The organism is Ruminococcus sp. RTP21484sp1_RTP21277st1_D2_RTP21277_210401 (assembly GCF_040924225.1).
Lineage (GTDB): Bacteria > Bacillota > Clostridia > Lachnospirales > Lachnospiraceae > Blautia_A > Blautia_A faecis.
Genome location: NZ_JBCOMJ010000025.1, coordinates 36,985 through 61,003, shown reverse-complemented (window position 1 = coordinate 61,003; position 24,019 = coordinate 36,985). Strand labels below are relative to the sequence as shown.

Sequence of the window (24,019 nt, the reverse complement as noted above, 5' to 3'; positions counted from 1 at the left end):
AGCGTGTAACTGTGAAAGTACTGAGCAGTTACCTTTCATAATATAAATATTAGAGTGAGAAGAGGATTAAATAAATGAATACTTCATTATCTTGGATGAAAATGTATGTGCCGGATCTTGACGTAACCGCACAGGAATATACAGATGCAATGACATTGTCAGGTACAAAGGTAGAAGGCTTCACCAGGCTTGATGCTGACCTTGAAAAGATTGTAATCGGACAGATTGAGAAAATTGAGAAACATCCGGATGCAGATAAGCTGATCATCTGCCAGGTGAATATCGGATCTGAGGTGATCCAGATCGTTACGGGTGCTCCAAACGTAAAAGAGGGAGACAAGGTTCCGGTTGTTCTTGACGGAGGTCGTGTAGCAGGAGGACATGATGGAAAAATGACTCCTGGCGGAATCAGGATCAAAGCCGGAAAACTTCGCGGAGTACCGTCCAACGGCATGATGTGCTCCATCGAAGAGCTGGGAAGCAACCGGGATATGTATCCGGAAGCCCCAGAATATGGAATTTATATATTCCCGGAAAACGCAGTTGTAGGTGAAAGCGCTATTAAGGCTCTTGGACTTGATGACGTTGTATTTGAATATGAGATCACATCCAACCGTGTTGACTGTTACGGTGTTCTTGGAATTGCAAGAGAAGCAGCAGCTACTTTTGGTAAGAAATTTTACCCTCCGGAAGTTAAAGAGACAGGAAATGATGAAAAAGCTTCTGATTACGTAAAGGTAACTGTAGAGAAACCGGAGCTTTGCCCACGTTATTGTGCAAGAGTTGTAAAAAATGTTAAGATCGGACCATCTCCGAAATGGATGCAGCGCTGCCTGGCTTCCAATGGAATCCGCCCGATCAACAATCTGGTAGATATCACCAACTATGTAATGGAAGAGTTTGGACAGCCAATGCATGCTTACGATCTCGATACGATTGCAAACCATGAAATTGTTGTACGCTGTGCGGGTAAAGATGAGAAATTTGTCACACTGGATGGTCAGGAACGTATTATGGACGAGAACGTCCTGATGATCTGCGATGGTGAGAAACCAGTTGGAATCGCAGGTATTATGGGCGGCGAGAACTCCATGATCACAGATGACGTACACACAGTTCTGTTTGAGGCAGCCTGCTTTGATGGAACAAACATCAGACTTTCTTCCAAGAGAATCGGACTTCGTACAGATGCTTCCGGCAAGTTTGAGAAAGGTCTTGATCCGAATAATGCAAAGGCTGCAATCGACAGAGCCTGCCAGCTGATGGAAGAGCTTGGTGCCGGTGAGGTTGTTGGCGGTATGGTTGATATCTGCAATAAGGTCAGCAAGCCATCCCGTGTAAAATTTGAGCCAGACCGTATCAACGGTCTTCTTGGAACAAATCTTTCCAAAGAAGAGATGCTTGGCTATCTTGCAAAGATCGAACTCACCTATGATGAGGAGACAAATGAAATCGTAGCACCGACTTTCCGCCAGGATATCCACTGCATGGCAGATGTTGCAGAAGAAATTGCACGTTTCTACGGATATGACAAGATTCCTACAACTTTGCCATCCGGTGAGGCTACTACAGGAAAAATGCCATTCAAGCTTCGCATTGAAAATATCGCAAGAGATATTGCAGAGTACTGCGGATTCTCAGAAGGTATGACTTACTCATTTGAGAGCCCGAAGGTATTTGACAAACTGAGAATTCCAGAAGATAATGTACTTCGTCAGGTGATCACCATCAGCAATCCTCTTGGTGAGGACTACAGCATTATGCGTACCAGTACACTGAATGGAATGCTTTCTTCTCTGGCAACTAACTATAACAGAAGAAACAAAGACGTTCGTCTTTATGAGCTTGGAAATGTATATCTTCCGAAGGCACTTCCACTTACCGAGCTTCCAGATGAAAGAACCATGTTTACACTTGGAATGTACGGAACCGGTGATTTCTTTGACATGAAGGGCGTTTGTGAGGAGTTCTTCGAAAAAATCGGTATGAAGAAGAAAATGGAGTATGATCCGGCAAGCGGAAAACCATTTCTTCATCCTGGAAGACAGGCCGATATGGTATACGAGGGAACCGTTGTAGGTTACCTTGGAGAGGTTCATCCGCTGGTTGCAGATAATTATGGAATTGGGGAGCGCGCATATATCGCAATGATCGATATCAAGAGCGTTCTTGAATTTGCAAATTTTGACCGCAAGTTTACCGGAATTGCAAAATATCCGGCAGTAACCCGTGACATCAGTATGCTGGTTCCGAAACAGGTGCTTGCAGGTCAGATCGAGGACATTCTTGCTCAGAGAGGCGGAAAGATCCTGGAGAGCTATCAGCTGTTTGATATCTACGAAGGAAGCCAGATCAAGGGTGGCTACAAGTCTATGGCTTATGCGCTTGTATTCCGTGATCACGATAAGACCCTGGAAGAAAGCGAGATTTCTGCGGCAATGAAGAAAATTTTAAATGGTCTGGAAGGCCTTGGAATCGAGTTGAGAAGCTGATGCTTTTATATATTGTAAGACACGGTCTGACGCCCTGGAACCACCTTCATAAGGCTCAGGGTTCAGCAGACATTCCTCTTGCTCAGGAGGGAATTGATCTTGCCAGAAGAACGGGCGAGGCTCTGATGGATGTAAAGTTTGATATCTGTTTTACAAGTCCTCTTACCCGTGCGAGACAGACTGCCCGGTTAGTTCTGGGTGGCCGTGATATTCCTGTGATACCGGATAAAAGGATTCAGGAAATTAATTTCGGGGTTCTGGAAGGACACATTATGAGAACTGGAAATACTATGGAGTCCAACTGCGAAGAATTTGATCTGTTTTTTAAGGATCCTCTGAAATTTCCGCGTCCGGAAAATGGAGAGAATATTCAGGATGTCCTGGATCGTACCAGAGAATTCTGGCTTGAAAAAACCTCAGATCCGTCTCTGGCAGACAAAACGATTTTGGTGTCTTCCCATGGATGTGCAGTGCGGGCTCTTCTCCAGAACCTGTACAAGGATCCTGAACATTTCTGGCATGGATGTGTGCCGCCTAACTGCAGCATTAACCTGGTAGAAGTGAAGGATGGTAAGGCCAGATTCCTGGAGGAAGATAAGGTTTACGCCTGAAAATATGAAATATGATATAATACCCCTGGCTGTATGAAAAAGGTGTGAAACGATTACTGTGAAGGTCGTGAGCAGTAACAGGTAACATTTTTCATTAGGCAAGGGGTATGTTTTTTCTTGTTATTATTAGAAAATTGTGATATTATGATAAAAAATGTACCATTATTAATGGAAAATTCACAAAATGCACCAATTTATTACGATGGAAGCCTTGGGCGTGCAGATTGCGGGAATGATTTTTTAAACAGCTCTGCAGATGCTATAAGCGCAGAGTAGTTGGCATTCATATATGGTGATGCCGTCGACAGACGGCATATCTATTTTGTGAAAATACAAATGGGGAGGCAGACAATGAAGAAAAAAATCACACATTCTGTATTGTTTGTTGCGGTTCTTGCAGGAACCACTGCTTTGACTTTATTTGCCGGCAGGGGGAACTTATCATCTACGATCTACAATTTCGTATTTCTGGCGGTGATCGCAGTCCTGTATCTGATCGCAATGTTTGGTGGAATGTTCCGTATGAATAATCTGAGTACGGCATTTCACAGAGCAGTAGAGGAGCTGAACAGTATGTTCAAGACTCCTGGGAAGACAGATCCCAGGAATCTTACATATTTAGGCGAGCTCTTCGATGATAAATATCTGGATCAGAAGATGGACAGCTTTACAGACAGCATTAACAATAGTAAAGAAGGTCTTGGGGATATTGAGGAATTCATTAATGAAGATGAGCTGGATATCCATGTTCATAAGAAGCTTCTGGAAATGGTTCCGGATATCTTTACCAGTCTTGGTATTTTAGGTACTTTCCTTGGTCTTGTCTGGGGTCTTCGGGATTTTCAGCCTACTGATTACAGTGCCATGACTTCTTCTGTAGAAGCGCTGGTGGAAGGTATTAAAGTAGCATTCCTTACCTCTATTTATGGTATCTCTTTTTCCATTATTTATACCTTTGGGATGAAGGGAGAGTATTCATCCATGACAGAGGAGCTTCAGGGATTCCTTGAAAAGTTTCATTCTTATGTAATGCCTACAGCGGAGAATGAGTCCAGAAATCTGCTGCTTGCAAGCCAGAAGCTGCAGACAAGCGCCATGAAACAGATGGCAGAGCAGTTTTCCGTTCAGATGGCAGACAGCTTTGAGAAGGTTATCACACCTACCTTCCAGAAGATGAATGATTCTCTGGATATGCTGGTTTCTTCTGTAACCAGATGTCAGGAGGATGCTATTCGTGAAATATCGGACGAATTTTTAAAACAGATGAACAATTCTTTCCATATGCAGTTCCGTGATTTCAACGTGGCACTGGATCAGCTGAAAAAGGCACAGAAAGAGAATACAGCTTATACTTCTGCCATGTACCAGACTATGAGCCAGAAGCTTTCTGAGACCTATGACAAGCAGGACAAAGCCATTACAGATATGGTAAGGGAGATGGGAGGTATGCAGACCCGCTACATGTCTACTGCCAATCGTATCCTTTCTGAGAATCAGGAGATCCAGAAGATGCAGCAGCAGGATTATCAGCATATTGTGGATTATCTGAAGGATGCCGAGAAATCTGCAGCTAAGTTCTGGGTTGCCTGCAACCAGGCAATGCAGAAATATGTTGAAACAGCAGCTTCTTCTATTGAGAGAGTAGGGGCTACAGGTCAGGCAAGTGCAGATCTGATCCAGGCAAACAGCAAGATGGCAGAGCAGTTTACGGCCCAGATGGAGGATTTTGCCCAGTATCAGAGACTTTCCTATAAAACAATGGAACAGGTCCGCAAGCTCCTCAGTGAGGTGACTGCAGCGAATACCAGAGATGTATCTCTGATCGCAAGCGGAAGAAATGATTCTGTAGAGAAGCTGGGCAATCTGATTGCTCAGCAGAATGAGGGACAGCAGGCTCTTCTTGAGGAAATCAACAAGAACATGAAAGAGCTTTCCAAGGCGGCACAGAAAGGAAAATTTGGCTTATTCAGATAAGAGGAGATAGACATGCGCAAAAAAAGAAAATCAGGGGATGGAGGCTTTAATATATGGCGCTCTTATTCCGATGTTATGGCCGGCGTTCTGCTTCTTTTCATACTGATCATGTCATTGACGCTTTTCCAGGCTCAGAAGAGCTACGACGAGAGTATTCAGGAGAGAGATGAGAAGCTGGCTCTGCAGGCAGAGTATACGGCTGATCTTCTTGCCAAGCAGAATACCATTGAAGAACAGGAAGGAACTATTAAGACCAAAGATGAGAAGCTGACTGCACTGGCACAGACTCTGGCAGAGCAGGAAGCCAAGTTAAAAGAGCAGCAGGCTCTTCTGAATCAGCAGCAGACGGATCTGGATGAGAAGACCACGCAGCTTAGTGAGCAGCAGACAAAGATCGATAATATTATTGGTGTCAAGGCCGAAGTTGTGGAAGCACTTCAAAAAGAATTCCAGAAAAATAATATCAATGTAAATCTGGATTCCAAGACTGGTGCATTGACACTGGATGCCAGTGTATTGTTTGACGTTGATGAGTCGGAGCTTACAGATGCTGGTAAGGAAGCACTCCGAAACGTACTTCCGATTTACTGTAAGGTGTTGATGGAGGATACTTATAAGAATTATCTTGCTGAGATCATTATTGACGGTTATACAGATACAGATGGTGATTATGCGTATAATCTGGAGCTTTCCCAGCAACGTTCACTTGCAGTGGCACAGTATCTTCTTGATATTCAGGGGGAGTTTCTGACTGAGGATCAGAGCCTGGATCTGCAGGATTACCTGACTGTAAACGGACATTCCATGGCGAATCCGATTCTGGATGCAGATGGAAATGTAGATAAAGAGGCTTCCCGTCGTGTTGAGGTCAAATTCAGACTGAAGGATGACGAGATGATCGAAGAACTGAGTAAGATCATGGCGGGAAGTGAAGAGAGTGCAGCAGATATTGCCACAGAGGCAGGCGCAGATGCAGCAGCTAATTAGTTACATATAATTTTCAAAAGCAAAAGAGTATTTCAAATTCTTAGATCAGAGAAAATGAAATACTCTTTTTGTGTTTACATTTGAAACTCTTTTAGCTGTTTGCGTGGGAAAAAAACAGCTGAAAAAATATGAACAGTTACTATGAATTGCAGGAGGTAGAGACTTCTATAGAAAATTAGTTGCAATTTATCTGTTTCAAGTATAAAATGAGAAACAGAGTGAGTTTATATCATGTTTTACAAAAGAAAAAGTACTGCTGTAGCATTCGCAGCAGCCACAGATAAAAGGAGAGAGTGAAATGTCAACAAAAATCGGACGTAATGATCCATGCTGGTGCGGCAGTGGAAAGAAATATAAAAAATGCCATGAGGCTTTTGATGCGAAAGTAGAAATCCTGCGTCAGAAAGGATATCCGGTTCTGGATCATAAACTGATCAAGACTCCAGAGCAGATTGAGAAGATTAAAGAGAGCTGTCGAATCAATGTTGCAGTACTTGATTATGTGGCAGAGCATATTAAAGCTGGTGTATCAACAGAAGAAATCGATCATTGGGTACATGAGGAAACTGTGCGTCATGGAGGAATCCCGGCACCGTTGAATTATGAAGGGTTTCCAAAGAGCGTGTGTACTTCTGTGAATGAGGTGGTATGCCACGGAATTCCATCTGAGGATGAGATCCTGAAGGACGGTGATATAGTGAACGTAGACGTTTCTACAATTTACAATGGCTATTTTTCTGACTCATCCCGTATGTTCTGTATTGGAAATGTAAGTCCTGAGAAAGAAAAACTGGTCCGCGTAACCAAAGAATGTGTGGAAATCGGTATTTCCAAGGTAAAACCATGGGAACCTATTGGAAATATGGGTCACGCTGTTCATATGCATGCACTTGAAAATGGCTACACAATTGTAAAAGAAATCGGCGGACATGGCGTTGGCCTGGAATTCCATGAGGATCCCTGGGTAAGCTATACTTCCGAAGAGAACAGCGGCGTGATCATGGAGCCGGGAATGATGTTTACCATTGAGCCTATGGTAAATATGGGAAGCGATGAAGTATATACAGATGAGGAAGATGACTGGACAGTACGCACTGAGGACGGTATGCCTTCTGCCCAGTGGGAAGTAACCGTACTGGTAACAGAGGATGGCTGCGAGGTTATCTGTTGGTAATGGTTTTGGAAGGTTGTCTTTGAAAAAAATTTGTGACTTGTTTTATGGGCTTTTTATAAAAATAATGGTTGCAAACAGAAAATAATTATAGTATAATCACTTATGTTGTGAAAAAAGATGGTCCGCTGTTACCGTGATGGGTATTAAGAACATCCAGAGAATAAGGAGAGAATAAAATGAACGAAATTATTAAAAACATCGAAGCAGAACAGCTGAAAAAAGACGTTCCACAGTTTAACGTAGGTGATACCGTAAGAGTACACGCACTGATCAAAGAGGGTAACCGTGAGCGTATTCAGATCTTTGAAGGAACTGTATTAAAGAAACAGGGCGGAAGCACCAGAGCTACTTTCACAGTAAGAAAAGCTTCCAACGGCGTTGGCGTTGAGAAAACATGGCCGCTTCATTCCCCACACGTAAAGGAAGTAGAAGTTATCCGTCGTGGTAAAGTTCGCCGTGCGAAACTGAACTACTTAAGAGACCGTGTAGGTAAAGCTGCTAAGGTTAAAGAGCTTGTTAAATAATTTCAATTGAAAATTGCTGGTTGCTGTTCACTGGTAATGTTCCGTGAAGTGCTTTCGGGAACGAAGTGAATACGAACAGTGACATTTGCTGCGCAGATGGCCGTGATGACTGTCTGGGCAGCATTTTTTTGATTATTTTTTCTTTTTCTTTTTCGGGATATGTGATAAGATAATAAAGTATCTGGCCTGAGATGAAAAAAGCGTTTTGGAACCAGACGCAGGACATGCAATTATGACACGAATGGAGTAGATATGAGCGACAGAAGAAATAAAAGAGAAAAAGAGCAGTTGTTCAACATGCCGGAAATTGCAAAACTGGAGAAAAAATCTTTTTCTGGTGCCATGGAGAAATTGGAAGACAGTAAACTGAAAAAAGTTTTGATCTGGGTATTCGAGATCGCAGTTACACTGATCTTTGCAGTGCTGACCTCCATGATGCTATTTCAGTCTGTGACGATGCAGGAGAGCTCCATGGAGCCTACTCTGGCAGTTGGAAGCCGGTATTTTGTAAACAAGCTTGCTTATAAAGCGTCCTCGCCGAAACGCGGCGACCTTATTGTATTCCGCACAAATGCAAGTGATGATGCGGCTCTTCATATCCGCCGTGTGATCGGACTTCCAGGTGAGACCATTCAGATCGTGAATGGAAGAATTCTGATCAATGGAGAGACATATAAAGAAGGCAAAGATTTTCCCGCGATCAACAATCCGGGAATGGCAGCCAATGCCATTACACTGGAAGCGGGAGAGTACTTTGTCCTGGGCGATAACCGTAATAACAGCGAAGACAGCCGTTATGGCGATATCGGACGAGTGAATAAGAAATATATAACTGGTAAGCTCTGGTTCCAGATATCCCCGAAGAAAGACATAGGGCCGTTGAATAATTAAACTGTGAGACTTTTATAAAAAATAAGTGATTGTTCAGCACGTTCGCGGTTACACGCTTTGTGGAACGGTATCTGCTGAACAGCTGCAAGAATGAGGTAAATATGAACGTACAATGGTATCCTGGTCATATGACCAAAGCGAAAAGACAGATGCAGGAGGACATTAAGCTGATCGACCTGATCATTGAGCTTGTGGACTCCAGGGTTCCCCTTGCAAGCCGGAATCCGGATATTGACGAGCTTGGGAAAAATAAAGCAAGGCTGATCCTTTTGAACAAATCAGATCTTGGAGATGAACGCCAGAATGAAGCATGGAAAGCTTATTTTCAGGGGAAAGGGTTCTATGTGGTAAAAGTAGATTCCCGCAGCGGCTCTGGTATGAAAGCGATTCAGGCGGCTATTCAGGAAGCCTGCAGGGAGAAGACTGAGAGGGACAGAAGAAGAGGAATCAAAAACCGCCCGATCCGTGCTATGGTAGTAGGAATTCCTAACGTTGGTAAGTCTACTTTTATTAATACTTTTGCTGGAAGAGCATGCGCCAAGACAGGAAACAAGCCAGGTGTAACCAAGGGCAAACAGTGGATCCGCCTAAATAAGAATGTGGAGCTTCTGGATACTCCTGGGATTCTCTGGCCCAAGTTTGAAGATGAGGCAGTGGGAATGCGTCTTGCCTATATTGGCTCTATCAAGGATGATATTCTGAATATGGAGGAGCTTTCCCTTACGCTTATTGATTTCCTTCGGGAAAAATATTCTGGTGCATTGGAGAAACGCTATCAGATCCAGGAGGAAGGCACAGCTGTGCAGATATTAGAAGCAATCGCGCGCTCCAGAGGATGTCTGAAGAAAGGAGAGGAACTGGACTATGCAAAGGCCTCTCTGATTCTGTTCGATGACTTCCGCTCTGGAAAGATTGGAAGAATCACTTTGGAGTGGGTGCCAGAAGAAGGTAAATAATATGCAGAAAATCGGAGAAATAAAGAGTGAGATCCAGGCAGCAGAACCGGGAGAATATGCCGCTCTTTTTGAAAAATACAAAGAGGATACAAGAAGTGGAGTCAGGAAGCTTCTGGAGCAGCTTCATAAGAAAGAAGAGGCTTACCAGAAAGAACTTCTGCGCACAGAAAAGATGAAGGAATTTGAGCGCAAATACGAAGATCTGGGCTATGTGTGCGGAATTGATGAAGTTGGAAGAGGCCCGCTGGCAGGTCCTGTTGTAGCAGGTGCTGTTATTTTGCCAAGAGACTGCAAAATCCTGTATCTTAATGATTCCAAACAGTTAAGCGCAAAAAAAAGGGATGAATTGTATGACGTGATCATGGAGAATGCGGTAGCTGTTGGAATCGGAATGGCAAGTCCCCGGAGAATTGATGAGATCAATATTCTTCAGGCTACCTATGAGGCAATGCGTGAGGCTGTCAGCAAGCTGGAGCCGGTGCCGCAGATTCTTCTCAATGATGCAGTAACCATTCCCGACGTGACCATACCTCAGGTGCCGATTATAAAAGGGGATGCCAAGAGTATTTCCATTGCAGCTGCCAGCATTGTAGCTAAGGTCACAAGAGACCGGATGATGGTAGAGTACGATAAAGTGATGCCAGAATATGGCTTTGCCTCAAATAAGGGGTATGGAGCTGCAGCACATATTGAAGCCTTGAAAAAATATGGCCCAAGTCCGATACACAGGGCAACTTTTATAAAGAATTTTATAGGATAATGTGAAAATTTGAAATGGCTGATGATCCGGATATGAATATGTTTTGCAGTTATGAATACAAAAGATACCTACACAGAAGTATATATGGGAGTTTTTATGCAGAAAAACAAGCGAAAAGTAGGTGCTTTTTATGAAGAAATCGCTGCAGATTATCTGGTTTCCCAGGGCGTGATGATTCTGGAGCGAAATTACAGGAACTGGCTGGGGGAAATCGACCTGATCGGAATGACTGCTGATGGATGGTTGATTTTTGTGGAGGTTAAGTACAGAAGTACGGAACGCTCCGGAAGTCCACTGGCAGCAGTGGACGGCAGAAAGCAGCTGGTGATTTCCAAGGTGGCAGTGGAATATTTGAAGAACCATTACAGAAGCATGGATGTGAGATGCAGGTTTGATGTGGTGGGAATCAACGGCGATAAGATCTGCTGGATAAAAAATGCCTTTGATTTCTGTCAGTGAGCCAGAGCCTGTTTGAAAAAATATTCCTGCAATCTGTATGCCCCACTTTGCGGTATACTATGCCAGAATTCTGTTGACGTAGCTCGCTGCGGCGCCCTTATCCGGACAAAATCTCCCACAAATTGTGACGCACATCTTGCAGAAAGCCTTTTTCAAACACGCTCTAGAGAATGAATTCTTAACAGGTTCGAGAAGAACTGTGAGATCAGAAGAAGAGGAGAATCAGATGAAGATTAAATGGCATAACGAAAATAAACTTCATATGCAAGTAAAAGAAAATAATGGAGTCACCTATCTTACTTATCCCTCTTTTGAACAGTTCCCGGATATTGTGCATTGTTTCAGTACAAGACTTGGCGGTGTAAGCCAGGGAATTTTTTCATCTATGAATCTTAGCTTTACAAGAGGTGATGAAGAAAACGCGGTAAAAGACAATTATCGCAGACTTAGTGCAGCGGTAGGCTTTTCTTTGGAAGATATTGTCACATCTGATCAGACACACACTACAAACGTGCAGCTGGTGGGGGCAGAAGACAGGGGGAAAGGTGTAACGCGTCCAAGAACATATAAAGATGTGGATGGAATGATCACCAATGTTCCAGGTGTTGTTTTATGCACCTTTTATGCAGATTGTGTGCCGCTGTATTTCGTAGATCCGGTTCACAAAGCCGTGGGCTTGTCTCATTCCGGATGGCGCGGGACAGTTGGGAAAATCGGTAAGGTGACTATAGAGAAAATGGCAGAGCAGTTTGGCTCAGATCCGGAGGAAATTTTTACGGCAATTGGTCCCTCTATCTGTCAGGATTGCTATGAAGTAAGCGAAGATGTGATTCTGGAATTTCAGAAAGCTTTTGAAGAGAAGTACTGGGAAAGGCTTTTTTATAAAAAGAAGAATGGTAAGTACCAGCTGAATCTTTGGGAAGCAAACCACATTATTTTTCTGGAGGCAGGAATAAAAGAAGATCATATTTCCGTGCCTGGAATTTGCACCTGCTGCAATCCGGAATTCCTCTTTTCCCACAGGGCATCCCATGGCAGGAGAGGAAATCTGGCAGCTTTTCTGGGCATTCTTCGGGAAAAATAATGTGCCAGACACGTATAGATGCGGTTTACGATCCATGCAAATATGTAAATATAAAGAAGCCCTGTGCCACAAACGAGATAATGTGGAACAGGGCTTTGTTTGTTTATTTATTGTCTATTACTGATTTACACGCTTCATCAGATCCATGATCTTCTCATTGCTGGAACGAACCTTCTCAACAGAAACATCATGGTTGATGATATCCATAATACTTGCAAGATATTTGCTCATATTTGCTTCCACATAGTAAGGTCTGGTAAGAAGCTCCGGAATACGGTAATTCAGGTTGGTTGTGATAACCTTGTCAATCCAGCCTTTCTCATAGTAAGCGTCAAATTTATCCATACCTTCTGTAAACAGACCGTAAGTAGTGCAGATGAATACACGGTTGGCGTGACGTTCTTTGATCTGTTTGGCAACGTCAAGCATACTTTCTCCAGAAGAAATCATGTCGTCGATGATAACAACGTCTTTGCCTTCTACAGAGTCGCCAAGGAACTCATGAGCTACGATGGGGTTCTTGCCATTTACCACTGTGGAATAATCACGTCTCTTATAGAACATGCCCATATCAACGCCCAGAATATTGGAAAAATATACGGCTCTGGACATAGCACCCTCATCCGGACTGATGATCATGAGATGATCATTGTCAACCTGGAAATTGTCAACGTTCTTTATCAGCGCTTTCAGGAACTGATAGGTTGGGAAAAAGTTGTCAAAACCATTTAACGGAATGGAGTTCTGCACACGCGGATCATGAGCATCAAAAGTGATGATATTGGCTACGCCCATATCACTTAATTCACGAAGTGCCAGTGCGCAGTCAAGAGATTCTCTCTTCTTACGTCTGTGCTGACGGCCTTCATAAAGGAATGGCATGATTACATTGATACGATGTGCCTTACCTGTAGCTGCGGAAATAATTCTCTTCAGATCCTGAAAATGGTTATCCGGAGACATGTGATTCTCGTGACCGCAGACAGTGTATGTGGAACTGTAGTTGGTAACATCTACCATAATGTAAAGATCAGTTCCTCGGACAGATTCCTTAATGATTCCCTTACCTTCACCGGTACCGAAACGCGGACATTCGCACTCCACGATAAAAGAGTCTTCGCTGTATCCCTGTGGGATATTGTCAAGGCCTTTCTTTTCTACAAGTTCCTTACGGAATTTTACCAGGTTTCTGTCTACCTCCTCTGCAAGTTCGCGGCAGCCCTCCAGCGCTGCGATACGAATAGGTGCGACAGGCATAGATTTCTCAAGCAATTCTATGTTCGGCATGATATTCCTCCTAAGTAGTATGCTAATTATCGATTCGATTATCTGCAAAAAATGGGGACACGTGTCCTTTACCTTTACAGATCTCTTCTTTATATTTATAACATTTGCCCTAAATGTCGTCAAGGAATTTATTGATTTTTACTTGAAAAATTACCCGGACGTGAGAATGAAATGAAATTTTTTGTTGTGTTTTTCGGGAAAACTTGTTATATTAAAAATAATGGCTTTATTATGCTGAGCCAGAGATGGACGATCTGTGATGTTGTATTCGGGTCTCTGAATCTTAAAATGTATTTGAAAAATGATTTTTCAAACAGATTCTGGAACAGAGCTGACGCGACAGATCGCATTTGACTTATAATGGAGATAAATGTGAAGAAACAAAATAAACACGTGATTGCAATTGTGCAGGATGGAAGTATCGCACAGGAACTGGAGCTTGTGCCGGGAGATATACTGCTCACTGTAAACGGTCAGCCTGTGGAAGATATATTTGACTACCGATATCTGATGAATGAAGAATTCGTTGTTCTGGAAGTGGAAAAGGCAAACGGAGAGATCTGGGAGCTGGAGGTGGAGAAGGAATATGAAGAAGACCTTGGGATTACCTTTGAGAAGGATCTGATGGATGATTATCGTTCCTGTTCCAATCACTGCATTTTCTGTTTTATTGACCAGATGCCGCCTGGAATGAGAGATACTCTTTATTTTAAAGATGATGATTCCAGATTGTCCTTCATACAGGGAAATTATGTGACCCTGACCAATATGAGTGATCATGATATAGACCGGATCATCCGGTACCATCTGGAGCCCATTAATATTTCCATCCAGACCATGAATCCGGAACTGAGATGTAAAATGCTCCATAACCGCTTCGCCGGGGATGCATTGAAGAAGCTTCAGAAACTGTATGATGCAGGAATCACTATGAATGGGCAGATTGTTTTGTGCAAAGGAGTTAATGACGGTAAGGAACTGGATGACAGTATTCGCAAGATGTCTGCCTATGCACCAGTACTTCAGAGCGTTTCAGTAGTTCCGGTTGGTCTGACTAAGTTTCGTGAGGGGCTGTATCCGATGGAACAGTTTCAGAAGGAAGATGCATTAGAAGTTCTGGATATTATTCATTCCTGGCAGAAGAAAATGATGGACCAGTATGGCATTCATTTTATCCATGCTTCAGATGAATGGTACATTCTGGCAGGGAAGGATCTGCCCCTGGAAGAGTCCTATGATGGCTATCTTCAGCTGGAAAACGGTGTGGGAATGCTTCGGCTCCTTGGCGAAGAAGTGAAAGAAGCTGTTGCAGGCAGGACAGGAGATGACCGAAGGATAAAGGCTGTCAGTGCTACAGGTGCTTTGGCGGCACCATTTATTAAGAAATATATGGAGATGATCCATGAGAAATTTCCAAATGTAGAAGTGGATGTGATCTCCATAAGAAACGAATTTTTCGGAGAAACGATTACGGTGTCTGGTTTGATCACGGGACAGGATCTGATCAGACAATTAAGCGGCAGAGACCTTGGAGAGAAGCTTTTGCTTCCCTGCAACATGCTGAAAAATGAAGAAGATGTTTTTCTGGATGATATTTCTGTGGAAGAGCTTTCCAGGAAACTGAATGTAGAAATTGTAATTGTGGATGAAGGTGGTTCAGACCTTGTGTCTGCAGTCCTTGATCCGATTGAACATAAGAAACAGAAAAGGAGACAAATGTATGAGCAAACCGGTAGTAGCAATTGTGGGCAGGCCTAATGTAGGAAAATCCACATTGTTTAATGTACTGGCAGGGGATAAGATTTCCATTGTTAAAGATACGCCAGGTGTAACCAGAGACAGAATTTATGCAGATGTATCATGGCTGGATAATGATTTTACTATTATTGACACAGGTGGTATTGAACCGGATAGCGGCGATGTGATTCTTTCTCAGATGAGGGAGCAGGCTCAGATCGCTATTGATACTGCGGATGTCATTATCTTTATTACAGATGTACATCAGGGACTTGTGGATTCTGATGCGAAAGTTGCAGATATGCTTCGCCGCAGCGGCAAACCAGTGGTACTTGCAGTGAATAAGGTGGACAGCATTCAGAAATATATGATGGATGTTTATGAATTTTATAATCTGGGAATCGGCGAGCCATTTGCCATTTCTGCAGCTAACCGTCAGGGACTTGGAGATATGCTTGATGAGGTCGTAAAACATTTCCCGGAGGATACGGGAGAGGATGAGGATTCTGATATTCCGAAGATTGCTATTGTAGGTAAACCTAATGTTGGTAAGTCCTCTCTGATCAATAAGCTGCTGGGGGAAGACCGTGTAATCGTTTCAGATATTGCTGGAACCACTCGTGATGCAGTTGATACGAAGGTTACCTGGAACGAAAAAGATTATATTTTTATCGATACAGCCGGACTCCGCCGTAAAGCAAAAGTAAAAGAAGAAATTGAGCGCTTCAGTGTGATCCGTACTGTAACAGCTGTAGAACGTGCAGATGTTGTAGTTGTAATGATCGATGCATCAGAAGGCGTTACAGAGCAGGATGCAAAAATTGCCGGAATTGCCCATGAGAAAGGCAAGGGCGTGATCATTGCAGTGAATAAATGGGATGCTATTGAGAAAAATGACAAGACCATTTACAAACATACTAACCGTATTCGGGAGGTCCTTTCCTTTATGCCTTATGCAGAAATCGTGTTTATTTCTGCCCGAACAGGACTTCGGATTTCCAGAATGTTTGAGACACTGGATGCGGTAATTGAGAATCAGACTATGCGTATCCAGACTGGTGTGCTTAATGAGATCCTTGCAGAAGCAGTTGCCATGCAGCAGCCGCCGTCTGACAGGGGCCGCCGTCTGAAAATTTTCTACATGACACAGGTTGCGGTAAAACCGCCTACATTCGTAATCTTTGTCAATGACAAAGAACTTATGCATTTTTCCTATACCAGATATCTGGAAAATAAAATCCGGGATGCCTTTGACTTTGGGGGCACACCGCTGAAACTTATTGTAAGAGAGCGCGGAGAGAAGGAATAAAGATGGAACGTATTATTTGTCTGGCTATTGGATATTTGTTTGGAATGTTTCAGACGTCATACATTATCGGAAAAATCCATCACATGGATATCCGTCAATATGGAAGCGGCAATGCAGGAACTACCAATGCCCTTCGTACTCTTGGAAAAAAAGCGGGGGCAATGACTCTTATTGGCGATATGCTTAAATGTGTGATTGCCATTCTGATCGTGGATGCAGTATTTAAGAATCGGTATCAGGAAATTCTTCCATTGCTTGGCATGTACACGGCAGCAGGCTGCGTGCTTGGACATAATTTTCCGTTTTATCTTGGATTCAGGGGCGGCAAGGGAATTGCAGCTTCTGCGGGAATGCTGCTGGCAATGGACTGGAGAGTATTTCTGATCTGCGCGGTGATCTTTATTGGGCTGGTAGCTATTACCCGCTATGTGTCATTGGGGTCAATGGCAGCATATGTAGGTGCGCTGATTTGTTTCATTGGGTTTGGCGCTGCGGGAAGTTATGGCATGGATTTCCCTCATACATTTGAGATGGATGTGATCATGGGACTTATGACAGCACTTGCAATTTACAGACACAGGGCGAATATTTACCGCCTTTTAAATGGAACTGAGAATAAGCTTGGTGCAGCGAAAACTGCAGCCAAATAAGATGAGGTGATAAAATGGCAAAAATCAGCGTAATGGGAACCGGAAGCTGGGGAACAGCACTTGCAATACTGCTTCACAACAATGGTCATCAGGTTATGTTGTGGTCTGCACATCCGGAAAAGGCAGCCAGTCTGAATCAGACCCGGGAGGATCCGAAAAAGCTTCCCGGAATTAAAATTCCGGATGGAATTGTGATAACCGGTGATGAAAAGACAGCTTTGGATTCACCAGATATAGTTGTATTTGCCTCACCATCTGCTTATATGCGTGCTATCAGCAAACGACTTTCCCCATTGATTCGACGGGGACAGATTATTGTAAATGTGGCGAAAGGTGTAGAAGAAAATACGCTTATGCCTGTGTGTGATATTATTAAAGAAGAGATTCCTCAGGCAGATGTTTGTGTGCTTTCAGGACCAAGCCATGCGGAAGAAGTAAGCCGCGGACTCCCTACTACGTGTGTAGTCAGTGCCCGCAAAAAAGAGACCGCTGAATATCTCCAGGGCCTTTTTATGAGCCCTGTTTTCCGGGTGTATACGACACCGGATATGCTGGGGGTAGAGCTTGGCGGTGCCCTTAAGAATGTAATCGCCCTGGCAGCAGGGACTGCTGATGGCTTAGGGTATGGAGATAATACAAAGGCTGCTTTGATCACAAGAGGAATAGCAGAGATGGCGCGGCTTGGTGTCAAGATGGGCGCTAAATTGGAGACTTTTGCCGGCCTTTCCGGAATTGGTGATCTGATTGTTACCTGTGCCAGTGTGCACAGCCGAAACAGACGCGCCGGCTATCTGATGGGACAGGGTTACACCATGAAGCAGGCTATGGATGAAGTGCAGATGGTTGTGGAGGGCGTTTATTCCGCAAAGGCAGCCAAAGCGCTGGCTGAGAAATATAATGTGGAAATGCCGATCATTATGGAAGTAAATAAGCTTCTGTTTGAAAACAAGCCTGCATCTGAAGCTGTGAAAGACCTGATGCAGAGAGAGAAACAGGGAGAAATTTCCTGGGAACTGTGAATGCTATATTCAGCAAATAAGCTGTTGCAAAATATAAAATACAGAAAATATAACTGAAAGAATAGAACCGCAAAAAACTGCCAGAGCAGTGAGCAAAAAAACGAAAGAGTATGCTCAATGTTCTGGCAGTTAATAATTTACAAAGAGTGAAAAGATTAAAAAATAACATCCTTCAGATCATCCGGCACATGGGATGTATGGAGATCTTCATTTAAAGTATCCATGATCGCCATATCTTCATCCTCAATGTTGAAATCAAAAATATTGGCGTTGGAAGCAATGCGGTCTGGATTGACGGATTTCGGAATTACAGAAATACCCTTTTGGATTGCCCAGCGAAGACCGACCTGAGCAGGAGTATGTGCATACTTGGTTCCGAGAACACACATTACATCATTGTCAAGGTAAGCACCTCTGGCAAGCGGTGCATAAGCCTGAACCTGAATTCCTTCCGACTGGCAATATTCAATCAGTTCTTTCGGATAGCAAAGCGGATGACATTCGATCTGGTTGACAGCAGGTACAATACCGGAAATTTTCTTAAGCTCTTCCAGATGATGAATCTGGAAATTGCTGACGCCGATGGAAAGTACACGGCCGGTTTCAAGAAGTTTGGCCATCTCCAGCCAGGTTCCGGTATAGCAGCCAGGCACCGGCCAGTGAATCAGATAAAGATCCAGATAATCCAGCTTCAACCGCTCCATGCTTCTGTAAAAAGCACCATCTACATCTCCAAGGCGCTGCGCATTGTTCCAGATCTTGCTGGTGATAAAAAGTTCTTTGCGTGGGACACCACATTTGGCAATTGCCTTGCCTACACTTTCTTCGTTTTTGTAAGCGGAAGCAGTGTCAATAAGACGGTAGCCCGCGTTCACTGCAGCTGTAATGGCTGTCTCTGCTTCGTTATCTGCTGTTTTATATACACCAAGCCCTAAAAGGGGCATTTCTCTGTCGGTATTCAGGAATACGGTTTCTCTCAAAGCTAATTCCTCCTCATTAAACAATAAATGCTGCTGCTCATGAAGTAATCAGCAACCAATAAATTTCATTCATTATAGCATATAATTACAAAACATTCACCTGTTTTTTGCTTAAATACGCATTCGTTAATCTTTAGACAAACTTTAGAAATAACTGGTAAAATTGTACAGAAATTAAAACATATATTTGTGTGGTAAAGCGTTGAAATTTGGTGAAATTTTATAATTATCTCCTTGCGTAATAATGAGAAAGGTTGTATAATAAAAGAAAAATTTGATAAATTTATGTCATAACTCTGCGATTTTTTAGGTAGAAGAAAGAAAATGTGTTATGCATGAAGGTATGAGGTATGCGGAATCTCATTATATTAAAAGGGAATAGAATATCTTTATATCCATTCTTACATGTTTTCTCACGTTGCCGGCGTGAGTTTTTTTCGTGCCTGGAAGAGAAACAATGTTATGATTTGTCTGCCGCATTCAAGGCGGAAAGGAGTAGTTACTATGCATTTGATCAAAGATGAAAACGGCAATCTGATCCAGCATGGTCATGAGCATACCCACCAGCATACCCATGCAGACGGAGTGAGCCATACACATGCGCATACCCATGACGGAACAGAAGGTCATGACCATACACATAATGAGGGACAGAACTGCAGTACAGACTGCGGCGGCTGCCAGGGAGGGGACTGCAGGAATGAGACAGTAGCTCTTCTTACCTATATGCTTCAGCACAATGAGCACCATGCAGCAGAACTTGACCAGATGGCGGATAATCTTGCCAAGATGGGAATGGATGCCGCTGCGAAGACCATTAAGGAAAGCGTATCCGATTTCCAGAAAGGCAACATGCGCCTTGGCCTTGCCCTGACTCTTGTGAAAGAGGAAATGAAATAAGGAGGCATTATTATGTGTTTAGCAACTGTATATAAAGAAAATGACGATTCTGTAATCTTCAAGAACGTCAGCCGTATTAATGTAGATGGAAACAAACTTGTTCTCCGCGATATTATGGGTGATGAAAGAGTGGTAGAGGGAACCATCCTTATGGTAGACCTTGCGAACAGTATCGTTAAAGTAAAATGTGACTGACATGGATTTTCTGATTACTGTTCAGTGGAAGTGTTTCATAAGGTGCATTTGCAAACAAAGTGTACAGTAACGTTTTCTGCTGATACAGAAGAACAAAAGCGGATTGCTTCAGTAATCCGTGATGCTTATCAGATCTTGAGGCATTATGCCTTTAGAATAAAAATTACTTAATACGTGGAGGTATGTAATTATGAAATTGTCAGAAGCAATGAGAGAAAGAATGCTTCTGTCTTTCGAGCTATTTCCGCCGAAGACAGAAAAGGGGATGGATAACCTTCCTGGGACGATCGATCATCTGATGAAATACAAACCTGCGTACATTTCCTGTACATACGGTGCAGGCGGCGGAAACGTTGGTGCTAACAGAGAAGTATGCCAGATGATCAAGAAAGCCGGAACAACACCGGTTACCCATTTCACAGTAATCAAGAACACAAAAGAGGGAATCAAAGAGCAGCTGGATCAGTACCTTGCAGAGGGTGTAGATCATATGCTTGCACTTCGTGGAGATATTCCGCTTGGTGAAACAACAACCTGCGGTGATTTCAACTACGCTACAGATCTTGTTAAATTTGTCCGTGACGAATTTGGTGACAAATTCGAAATCGCAGTTGCAGGATCTCCGGAGGGACACATTGCATGCCGCAGCCTTGATGCTGATATTGCAGTTCTGAGACAGAAACAGGACAATGGTGCCGATTATATCATGACTCAGCTTTGCTGGGATATGGAGCAGTTTAAATACTGGCTGGATTCAATCCGTGAGGCTGGTGTTACAATGCCTGTAGACGTAGGAGTTATGCCAATTCTTGACATGTCCGCTACAATTAATATGGCACTTTCCCGTAACGGTTGTGTAATGGACCGTGAGCTTTGCAGACTCATCTCCAGAAACTGGCTGTTCCCGAATCCATTTGCAGCAAAAGATGCTGATGGCAAGCCGTTTGATATGTTCTATGATGATAAGATCAAGAGATTCAAAGAAGAGGGAATCGAGTACACGATCAGACAGATCGACGAGTACCGCGCTCTCGGCGTAGATGGCATCCATCTGTATGCTTTGAATAAATGGAAAGATGTATCCGAGATCATTGACAGATCCGGACTTTGTACTTTAATCTAATCGATTTTGACTTAAATTTTTCAGGAGGCAATTGATAGTATTATGGCACATGTAATTGCTGTCGCAGGTAAAGGCGGCGTTGGTAAAACCACATTATGCGGAATGCTGATCCAGTATCTCTGCGAGAAAGGCAAAGGACCGATCCTTGCAGTAGATGCTGACGCAAACTCAAATCTGAACGAAGTTCTTGGAGTAGAAGTGGAGACTACACTTGGTGATGTAAGGGAAGAAATTGCTCGCGCAGAGCTTGCAAGCGAGAATCCGATCCCGGCGGGAATGTCCAAGGCGGATTACGCTGAAAGACGTTTTGAGGATGCTCTGGTAGAAGATGATGATTTTGATCTTCTGGTTATGGGCAGAACCCAGGGAAAAGGCTGCTACTGTTTTGTAAATGGACTTCTTCAGACCCAGCTTGCCAAATACCAGAATAATTATCCTTATATCGTAGTTGATAACGAAGCTGGTATGGAGCACATCAGCAGGGGAGTACTTCCGTCCATGCAGACAGCGATTCTGGTCAGTGACTGTTCCAGAAGAGGTGTACAGGCTGTAGGTCGTATTGCAGAGCTTATTAAAGAATGTGATATGCACCCGGATACAGTAGGCCTTATCATTAACCGTGCTCCTGGCGGAAAGCTGAATGACGGAATCAAAGAAGAGATTGAGAAGCAGGGTCTTCATCTTCTTGGCGTAGTGCCGCAGGATGAGACTGTTTACGAGTATGACTGCGAGGGTAAACCGACTGCAGGGCTTCCGGAAGATAATCCGGTAAAGATGGCTCTTCGTGAGATCGTAGATAAGCTTGTTTTATAAGGGAAGTCCCCCTTACCCCACATGTTTATGTGATAAGAGGATAGAAATGGCATTATAATTCGCAGCAGGCAAGAACGCTGCTGCGGAATTTTTGTCAGGTATTTATCCCATGGGAGGGGATGGGTTCCGGAAAACGGAATATAAATAAATTTATCAAAAGTAACACATACTTAGAGGAGGTCAATAATGAGTGAATTCAAATTAACTACAGTGGAAGAATTCGAAGCTGCCACAGCCCGTCTTCTTGAGACTGGTGCAAAGGTAGGCGCTGATTCCTGGCAGATGCGTGTTAAGAATCAGACTCCACACTGTAAATTCGGTGAGCAGGGCGTATGTTGCCGAATCTGTTCAATGGGTCCGTGCCGTATTACACCTAAGGCACCGAGAGGTATCTGCGGATGCGATGTACATGGTATCGTAGGAAGAAACTTCCTTCGTTTCACAGCAGGCGGCGCAGCTACACACTCTGATCACGGACGTGAGATCTGTATCACACTTGGACATGCAAAAGAGGGCGGCGACTATCAGGTGAAAGATCCTGAGAAGCTGATCCGTATTGCAAAAGAGTGGGGCGTTGAGACAGAGGGTAAAGACATCTATGATCTGGCTCATGAAATGTCTGATCTTGCTCAGGAAGAATACGGAAAGATCAGAGGATATTCCAGATGGCTTAAGAGAGCACCTCAGCATACACAGGATCTGTGGCATGCAGCTGGAATTGAGCCAAGAGCAATTGACCGTGAGGTTTCCTGTGCACTTCATATGACTCATATGGGTAACACAAGTAAACCGGAGGCTTTGATCCGTCAGGCGCTTCGTAACGGTCTTTCCGATGGATGGGGCGGTTCCATGTGCGGAACTGAGTTCTCTGATGTCCTTTTCGGAACTCCAAAGCCAATCGATACCGAGGCTAACCTTGGTGTTATGAATGCAGAAAATGTAAACATCGTTGTTCATGGACATGACCCGAGTCTTTCTGAGATGATCTGTGAGTATGCAGACAGCAAAGAGATGATCGACTATGCGAAATCCATGGGTGCTAAGGGAATCACTGTTTCCGGTGTATGTTGTACATCTAATGAGGTTGCAATGCGTCGCGGTATTCCGATGGCAGGTAACTTCTTACAGCAGGAGAACGTTGTACTGACAGGTGCCTGTGAGGCAATCGTAGTTGACGTTCAGTGTATTTTCCCGGCACTTGGACCTCTTTCCAAATGCTTCCATACAAAATTCATCACAACTTCTCCAATCTGCCAGATGCCAGATTCCGATTTCATTGAATTTGATGCAGGTACAGCAGGAGAGAAAGCAAAACAGATCGTAAAACTTGCATGTGAGAACTTCAAGAACAGAAAACCAGAGCTTGTACATATCCCGGATCTGAAACATAAAGCTACTGTTGGTTACTCTGTAGAAGCAATCGTTAAGACACTTGACGGCGTAACAAACTCTCAGGTAGACGAGACTGGTACCACCAAACCTCTTCTTGAGTGTATTACATCTGGTGTTATCCGTGGTGCTGTTGCTATGGTTGGATGTAACAACCCGAAGGTCAGACCTGACACAGCTCACATCGAACTTATGAAGAAACTGATCGCAAACGATATCGTGATCATCGCTTCCGGATGTTCCGCTCAGGCAGCTGCTCGTGCAGGACTTATGGACAAAGCTGCAAAAGACCTTTGCGGTGCTGGTCTGAAACGTGTTTGCGAGCTTGCAGATATCCCGCCAGTATTACATATGGGATCCTGTGTTGATATCAGCCGTATGCTGATCCTTGCTTCTGAGCTTGCCAAGGATTCCGGACTGAACATTTCCCAGCTTCCAGTAGTAGGATGTGCTCCTGAGTGGATGTCTGAGAAGGCAGTTTCCATTGGAAACTATGTAGTAGCAACTGGTCTTGATACATATCTTGGTGTAGACCCATATGTTTCCGGTTCTACAGAGGTTGCAAGCCTCCTTACAGAGGGTGTACGTGACTGGGTAGAAGCAGCATATACAGTTGAGAAAGATATTGATAAATTAGGCGATCTTATGATTGCGAGAATCGAAGAGAAACGTGACGCTCTCGGAATCTGATCGAAGGAAAGGCGC

24 protein-coding genes are annotated in these 24,019 nt (G+C 43.6%); 22 read left to right on the top strand and 2 right to left on the bottom strand.

Annotated elements, in window-relative coordinates:
* The first annotated feature begins 74 nt into the window (after positions 1 to 74).
* The 13 genes from pheT (at position 75) to pgeF (ending at position 11,912) form a co-directional block, all read left to right on the top strand.
* Positions 75 to 2,492: a phenylalanine--tRNA ligase subunit beta gene (pheT, locus tag AB5706_RS16025; RefSeq protein ID WP_173719474.1), complete on the top strand. Its 2,418-nt coding sequence runs from the start codon at positions 75 to 77 to the stop codon at positions 2,490 to 2,492.
* Positions 2,492 to 3,103 (top strand): histidine phosphatase family protein, encoded by a 612-nt coding sequence (locus AB5706_RS16020; RefSeq protein WP_173719475.1) that lies wholly within the window; start codon positions 2,492 to 2,494, stop codon positions 3,101 to 3,103. The genes pheT and AB5706_RS16020 overlap by 1 nt, the downstream gene beginning before the upstream one ends.
* Before the next feature lie 117 nt (positions 3,104 to 3,220).
* Entirely contained in the window at positions 3,221 to 3,379 is a 159-nt protein-coding gene (locus AB5706_RS16015) for a hypothetical protein (protein WP_173719476.1), read from the top strand.
* Positions 3,380 to 3,454: 75 nt separating this feature from the next.
* Positions 3,455 to 5,077: a MotA/TolQ/ExbB proton channel family protein gene (locus AB5706_RS16010; protein ID WP_173715520.1), complete on the top strand. Its 1,623-nt coding sequence runs from the start codon at positions 3,455 to 3,457 to the stop codon at positions 5,075 to 5,077.
* Positions 5,078 to 5,089: 12 nt separating this feature from the next.
* Entirely contained in the window at positions 5,090 to 6,064 is a 975-nt protein-coding gene (locus AB5706_RS16005; RefSeq protein WP_173736369.1) for an OmpA family protein, read from the top strand.
* Positions 6,065 to 6,362: 298 nt separating this feature from the next.
* On the top strand, positions 6,363 to 7,238 hold the full coding sequence (locus AB5706_RS16000) for a methionyl aminopeptidase (RefSeq protein WP_148462611.1): 876 nt from the start codon (positions 6,363 to 6,365) through the stop codon (positions 7,236 to 7,238).
* A 176-nt stretch (positions 7,239 to 7,414) separates the two neighbouring features.
* Entirely contained in the window at positions 7,415 to 7,762 is a 348-nt protein-coding gene (gene rplS, locus AB5706_RS15995; protein ID WP_118578454.1) for a 50S ribosomal protein L19, read from the top strand.
* Positions 7,763 to 8,014: 252 nt separating this feature from the next.
* Positions 8,015 to 8,653, top strand: coding sequence for a signal peptidase I (gene lepB / locus AB5706_RS15990; RefSeq protein WP_330590334.1), 639 nt, complete (start codon positions 8,015 to 8,017; stop codon positions 8,651 to 8,653).
* A gap of 101 nt (positions 8,654 to 8,754) precedes the next feature.
* A complete protein-coding gene (gene ylqF / locus AB5706_RS15985) occupies positions 8,755 to 9,609 on the top strand; it encodes a ribosome biogenesis GTPase YlqF (protein ID WP_173719478.1) in 855 nt (284 codons plus the stop codon).
* A 1-nt stretch (position 9,610) separates the two neighbouring features.
* Complete coding sequence (locus tag AB5706_RS15980; protein WP_173719479.1) at positions 9,611 to 10,369, top strand: ribonuclease HII; 759 nt, start codon at positions 9,611 to 9,613, stop codon at positions 10,367 to 10,369.
* Positions 10,370 to 10,465: 96 nt separating this feature from the next.
* The gene (locus AB5706_RS15975) at positions 10,466 to 10,828 is read left to right on the top strand and encodes a YraN family protein (RefSeq protein ID WP_148462608.1); all 363 of its coding nucleotides are present in this window, start codon (positions 10,466 to 10,468) and stop codon (positions 10,826 to 10,828) included.
* A gap of 12 nt (positions 10,829 to 10,840) precedes the next feature.
* Positions 10,841 to 11,002, top strand: a complete 162-nt coding sequence (locus AB5706_RS15970; protein WP_306467810.1) for a DUF6783 domain-containing protein — start codon at positions 10,841 to 10,843, stop codon at positions 11,000 to 11,002.
* A gap of 52 nt (positions 11,003 to 11,054) precedes the next feature.
* Positions 11,055 to 11,912, top strand: a complete 858-nt coding sequence (gene pgeF / locus AB5706_RS15965) for a peptidoglycan editing factor PgeF (RefSeq protein ID WP_173719480.1) — start codon at positions 11,055 to 11,057, stop codon at positions 11,910 to 11,912.
* 117 nt (positions 11,913 to 12,029) lie between these two features.
* On the opposite strand, the gene AB5706_RS15960 is transcribed toward pgeF, so the two are convergent.
* Positions 12,030 to 13,199 carry a ribose-phosphate pyrophosphokinase gene (locus tag AB5706_RS15960; protein WP_173719481.1) on the bottom strand — a complete coding sequence of 390 codons (1,170 nt, stop codon included), beginning with the start codon at positions 13,197 to 13,199 and terminating at the stop codon, positions 12,030 to 12,032.
* A 372-nt stretch (positions 13,200 to 13,571) separates the two neighbouring features.
* On the opposite strand from AB5706_RS15960, the gene AB5706_RS15955 reads away from it, so the two are divergent.
* Genes AB5706_RS15955 through AB5706_RS15940 form a run of 4 tightly spaced genes read left to right on the top strand, consistent with a single transcriptional unit; the run spans position 13,572 to position 17,914 of the window.
* Positions 13,572 to 14,957, top strand: coding sequence for a DUF512 domain-containing protein (locus AB5706_RS15955; RefSeq protein ID WP_330382734.1), 1,386 nt, complete (start codon positions 13,572 to 13,574; stop codon positions 14,955 to 14,957).
* A complete protein-coding gene (gene der, locus AB5706_RS15950; protein ID WP_173735424.1) occupies positions 14,920 to 16,245 on the top strand; it encodes a ribosome biogenesis GTPase Der in 1,326 nt (441 codons plus the stop codon). Before AB5706_RS15955 ends, der begins: the two co-directional genes overlap by 38 nt.
* Positions 16,246 to 16,247: 2 nt before the next feature.
* Entirely contained in the window at positions 16,248 to 16,895 is a 648-nt protein-coding gene (plsY, locus tag AB5706_RS15945; protein WP_118578447.1) for a glycerol-3-phosphate 1-O-acyltransferase PlsY, read from the top strand.
* Between the two features lie 14 nt (positions 16,896 to 16,909).
* The gene (locus tag AB5706_RS15940; protein WP_148462604.1) at positions 16,910 to 17,914 is read left to right on the top strand and encodes an NAD(P)H-dependent glycerol-3-phosphate dehydrogenase; all 1,005 of its coding nucleotides are present in this window, start codon (positions 16,910 to 16,912) and stop codon (positions 17,912 to 17,914) included.
* 155 nt (positions 17,915 to 18,069) lie between these two features.
* On the opposite strand, the gene AB5706_RS15935 is transcribed toward AB5706_RS15940, so the two are convergent.
* Positions 18,070 to 18,894, bottom strand: coding sequence for an aldo/keto reductase (locus AB5706_RS15935; RefSeq protein WP_118578446.1), 825 nt, complete (start codon positions 18,892 to 18,894; stop codon positions 18,070 to 18,072).
* A 504-nt stretch (positions 18,895 to 19,398) separates the two neighbouring features.
* On the opposite strand from AB5706_RS15935, the gene AB5706_RS15930 reads away from it, so the two are divergent.
* The 5 genes from AB5706_RS15930 to cooS all read left to right on the top strand — a co-directional run bounded on the left by AB5706_RS15930 (position 19,399) and on the right by cooS (position 24,004).
* Positions 19,399 to 19,794: a DUF8180 domain-containing protein gene (locus AB5706_RS15930; RefSeq protein ID WP_148462603.1), complete on the top strand. Its 396-nt coding sequence runs from the start codon at positions 19,399 to 19,401 to the stop codon at positions 19,792 to 19,794.
* 12 nt (positions 19,795 to 19,806) lie between these two features.
* Positions 19,807 to 19,989, top strand: a complete 183-nt coding sequence (locus AB5706_RS15925) for a CooT family nickel-binding protein (protein WP_118578444.1) — start codon at positions 19,807 to 19,809, stop codon at positions 19,987 to 19,989.
* A gap of 190 nt (positions 19,990 to 20,179) precedes the next feature.
* Positions 20,180 to 21,112, top strand: coding sequence for a methylenetetrahydrofolate reductase (locus AB5706_RS15920; RefSeq protein ID WP_118578443.1), 933 nt, complete (start codon positions 20,180 to 20,182; stop codon positions 21,110 to 21,112).
* A 42-nt stretch (positions 21,113 to 21,154) separates the two neighbouring features.
* On the top strand, positions 21,155 to 21,925 hold the full coding sequence (locus AB5706_RS15915; RefSeq protein ID WP_118578442.1) for an ATP-binding protein: 771 nt from the start codon (positions 21,155 to 21,157) through the stop codon (positions 21,923 to 21,925).
* Between the two features lie 186 nt (positions 21,926 to 22,111).
* Positions 22,112 to 24,004: an anaerobic carbon-monoxide dehydrogenase catalytic subunit gene (cooS, locus tag AB5706_RS15910; RefSeq protein ID WP_148462601.1), complete on the top strand. Its 1,893-nt coding sequence runs from the start codon at positions 22,112 to 22,114 to the stop codon at positions 24,002 to 24,004.
* The last annotated feature ends 15 nt before the right edge of the window (positions 24,005 to 24,019 follow it).

Coding starts and splice junctions, on each gene's coding strand:
- pheT (WP_173719474.1), top strand. CDS start 75: ATGAATACTTCATTATCTTGGATGAAAATGTATGTGCCGGATCTTGAC.
- AB5706_RS16020 (WP_173719475.1), top strand. CDS start 2,492: ATGCTTTTATATATTGTAAGACACGGTCTGACGCCCTGGAACCACCTT.
- AB5706_RS16010 (WP_173715520.1), top strand. CDS start 3,455: ATGAAGAAAAAAATCACACATTCTGTATTGTTTGTTGCGGTTCTTGCA.
- AB5706_RS16005 (WP_173736369.1), top strand. CDS start 5,090: ATGCGCAAAAAAAGAAAATCAGGGGATGGAGGCTTTAATATATGGCGC.
- AB5706_RS16000 (WP_148462611.1), top strand. CDS start 6,363: ATGTCAACAAAAATCGGACGTAATGATCCATGCTGGTGCGGCAGTGGA.
- rplS (WP_118578454.1), top strand. CDS start 7,415: ATGAACGAAATTATTAAAAACATCGAAGCAGAACAGCTGAAAAAAGAC.
- lepB (WP_330590334.1), top strand. CDS start 8,015: ATGAGCGACAGAAGAAATAAAAGAGAAAAAGAGCAGTTGTTCAACATG.
- ylqF (WP_173719478.1), top strand. CDS start 8,755: ATGAACGTACAATGGTATCCTGGTCATATGACCAAAGCGAAAAGACAG.
- AB5706_RS15980 (WP_173719479.1), top strand. CDS start 9,611: ATGCAGAAAATCGGAGAAATAAAGAGTGAGATCCAGGCAGCAGAACCG.
- AB5706_RS15975 (WP_148462608.1), top strand. CDS start 10,466: ATGCAGAAAAACAAGCGAAAAGTAGGTGCTTTTTATGAAGAAATCGCT.
- pgeF (WP_173719480.1), top strand. CDS start 11,055: ATGAAGATTAAATGGCATAACGAAAATAAACTTCATATGCAAGTAAAA.
- AB5706_RS15960 (WP_173719481.1), bottom strand. CDS start 13,199: ATGCCGAACATAGAATTGCTTGAGAAATCTATGCCTGTCGCACCTATT.
- der (WP_173735424.1), top strand. CDS start 14,920: ATGAGCAAACCGGTAGTAGCAATTGTGGGCAGGCCTAATGTAGGAAAA.
- plsY (WP_118578447.1), top strand. CDS start 16,248: ATGGAACGTATTATTTGTCTGGCTATTGGATATTTGTTTGGAATGTTT.
- AB5706_RS15940 (WP_148462604.1), top strand. CDS start 16,910: ATGGCAAAAATCAGCGTAATGGGAACCGGAAGCTGGGGAACAGCACTT.
- AB5706_RS15930 (WP_148462603.1), top strand. CDS start 19,399: ATGCATTTGATCAAAGATGAAAACGGCAATCTGATCCAGCATGGTCAT.
- AB5706_RS15925 (WP_118578444.1), top strand. CDS start 19,807: ATGTGTTTAGCAACTGTATATAAAGAAAATGACGATTCTGTAATCTTC.
- AB5706_RS15920 (WP_118578443.1), top strand. CDS start 20,180: ATGAAATTGTCAGAAGCAATGAGAGAAAGAATGCTTCTGTCTTTCGAG.
- AB5706_RS15915 (WP_118578442.1), top strand. CDS start 21,155: ATGGCACATGTAATTGCTGTCGCAGGTAAAGGCGGCGTTGGTAAAACC.
- cooS (WP_148462601.1), top strand. CDS start 22,112: ATGAGTGAATTCAAATTAACTACAGTGGAAGAATTCGAAGCTGCCACA.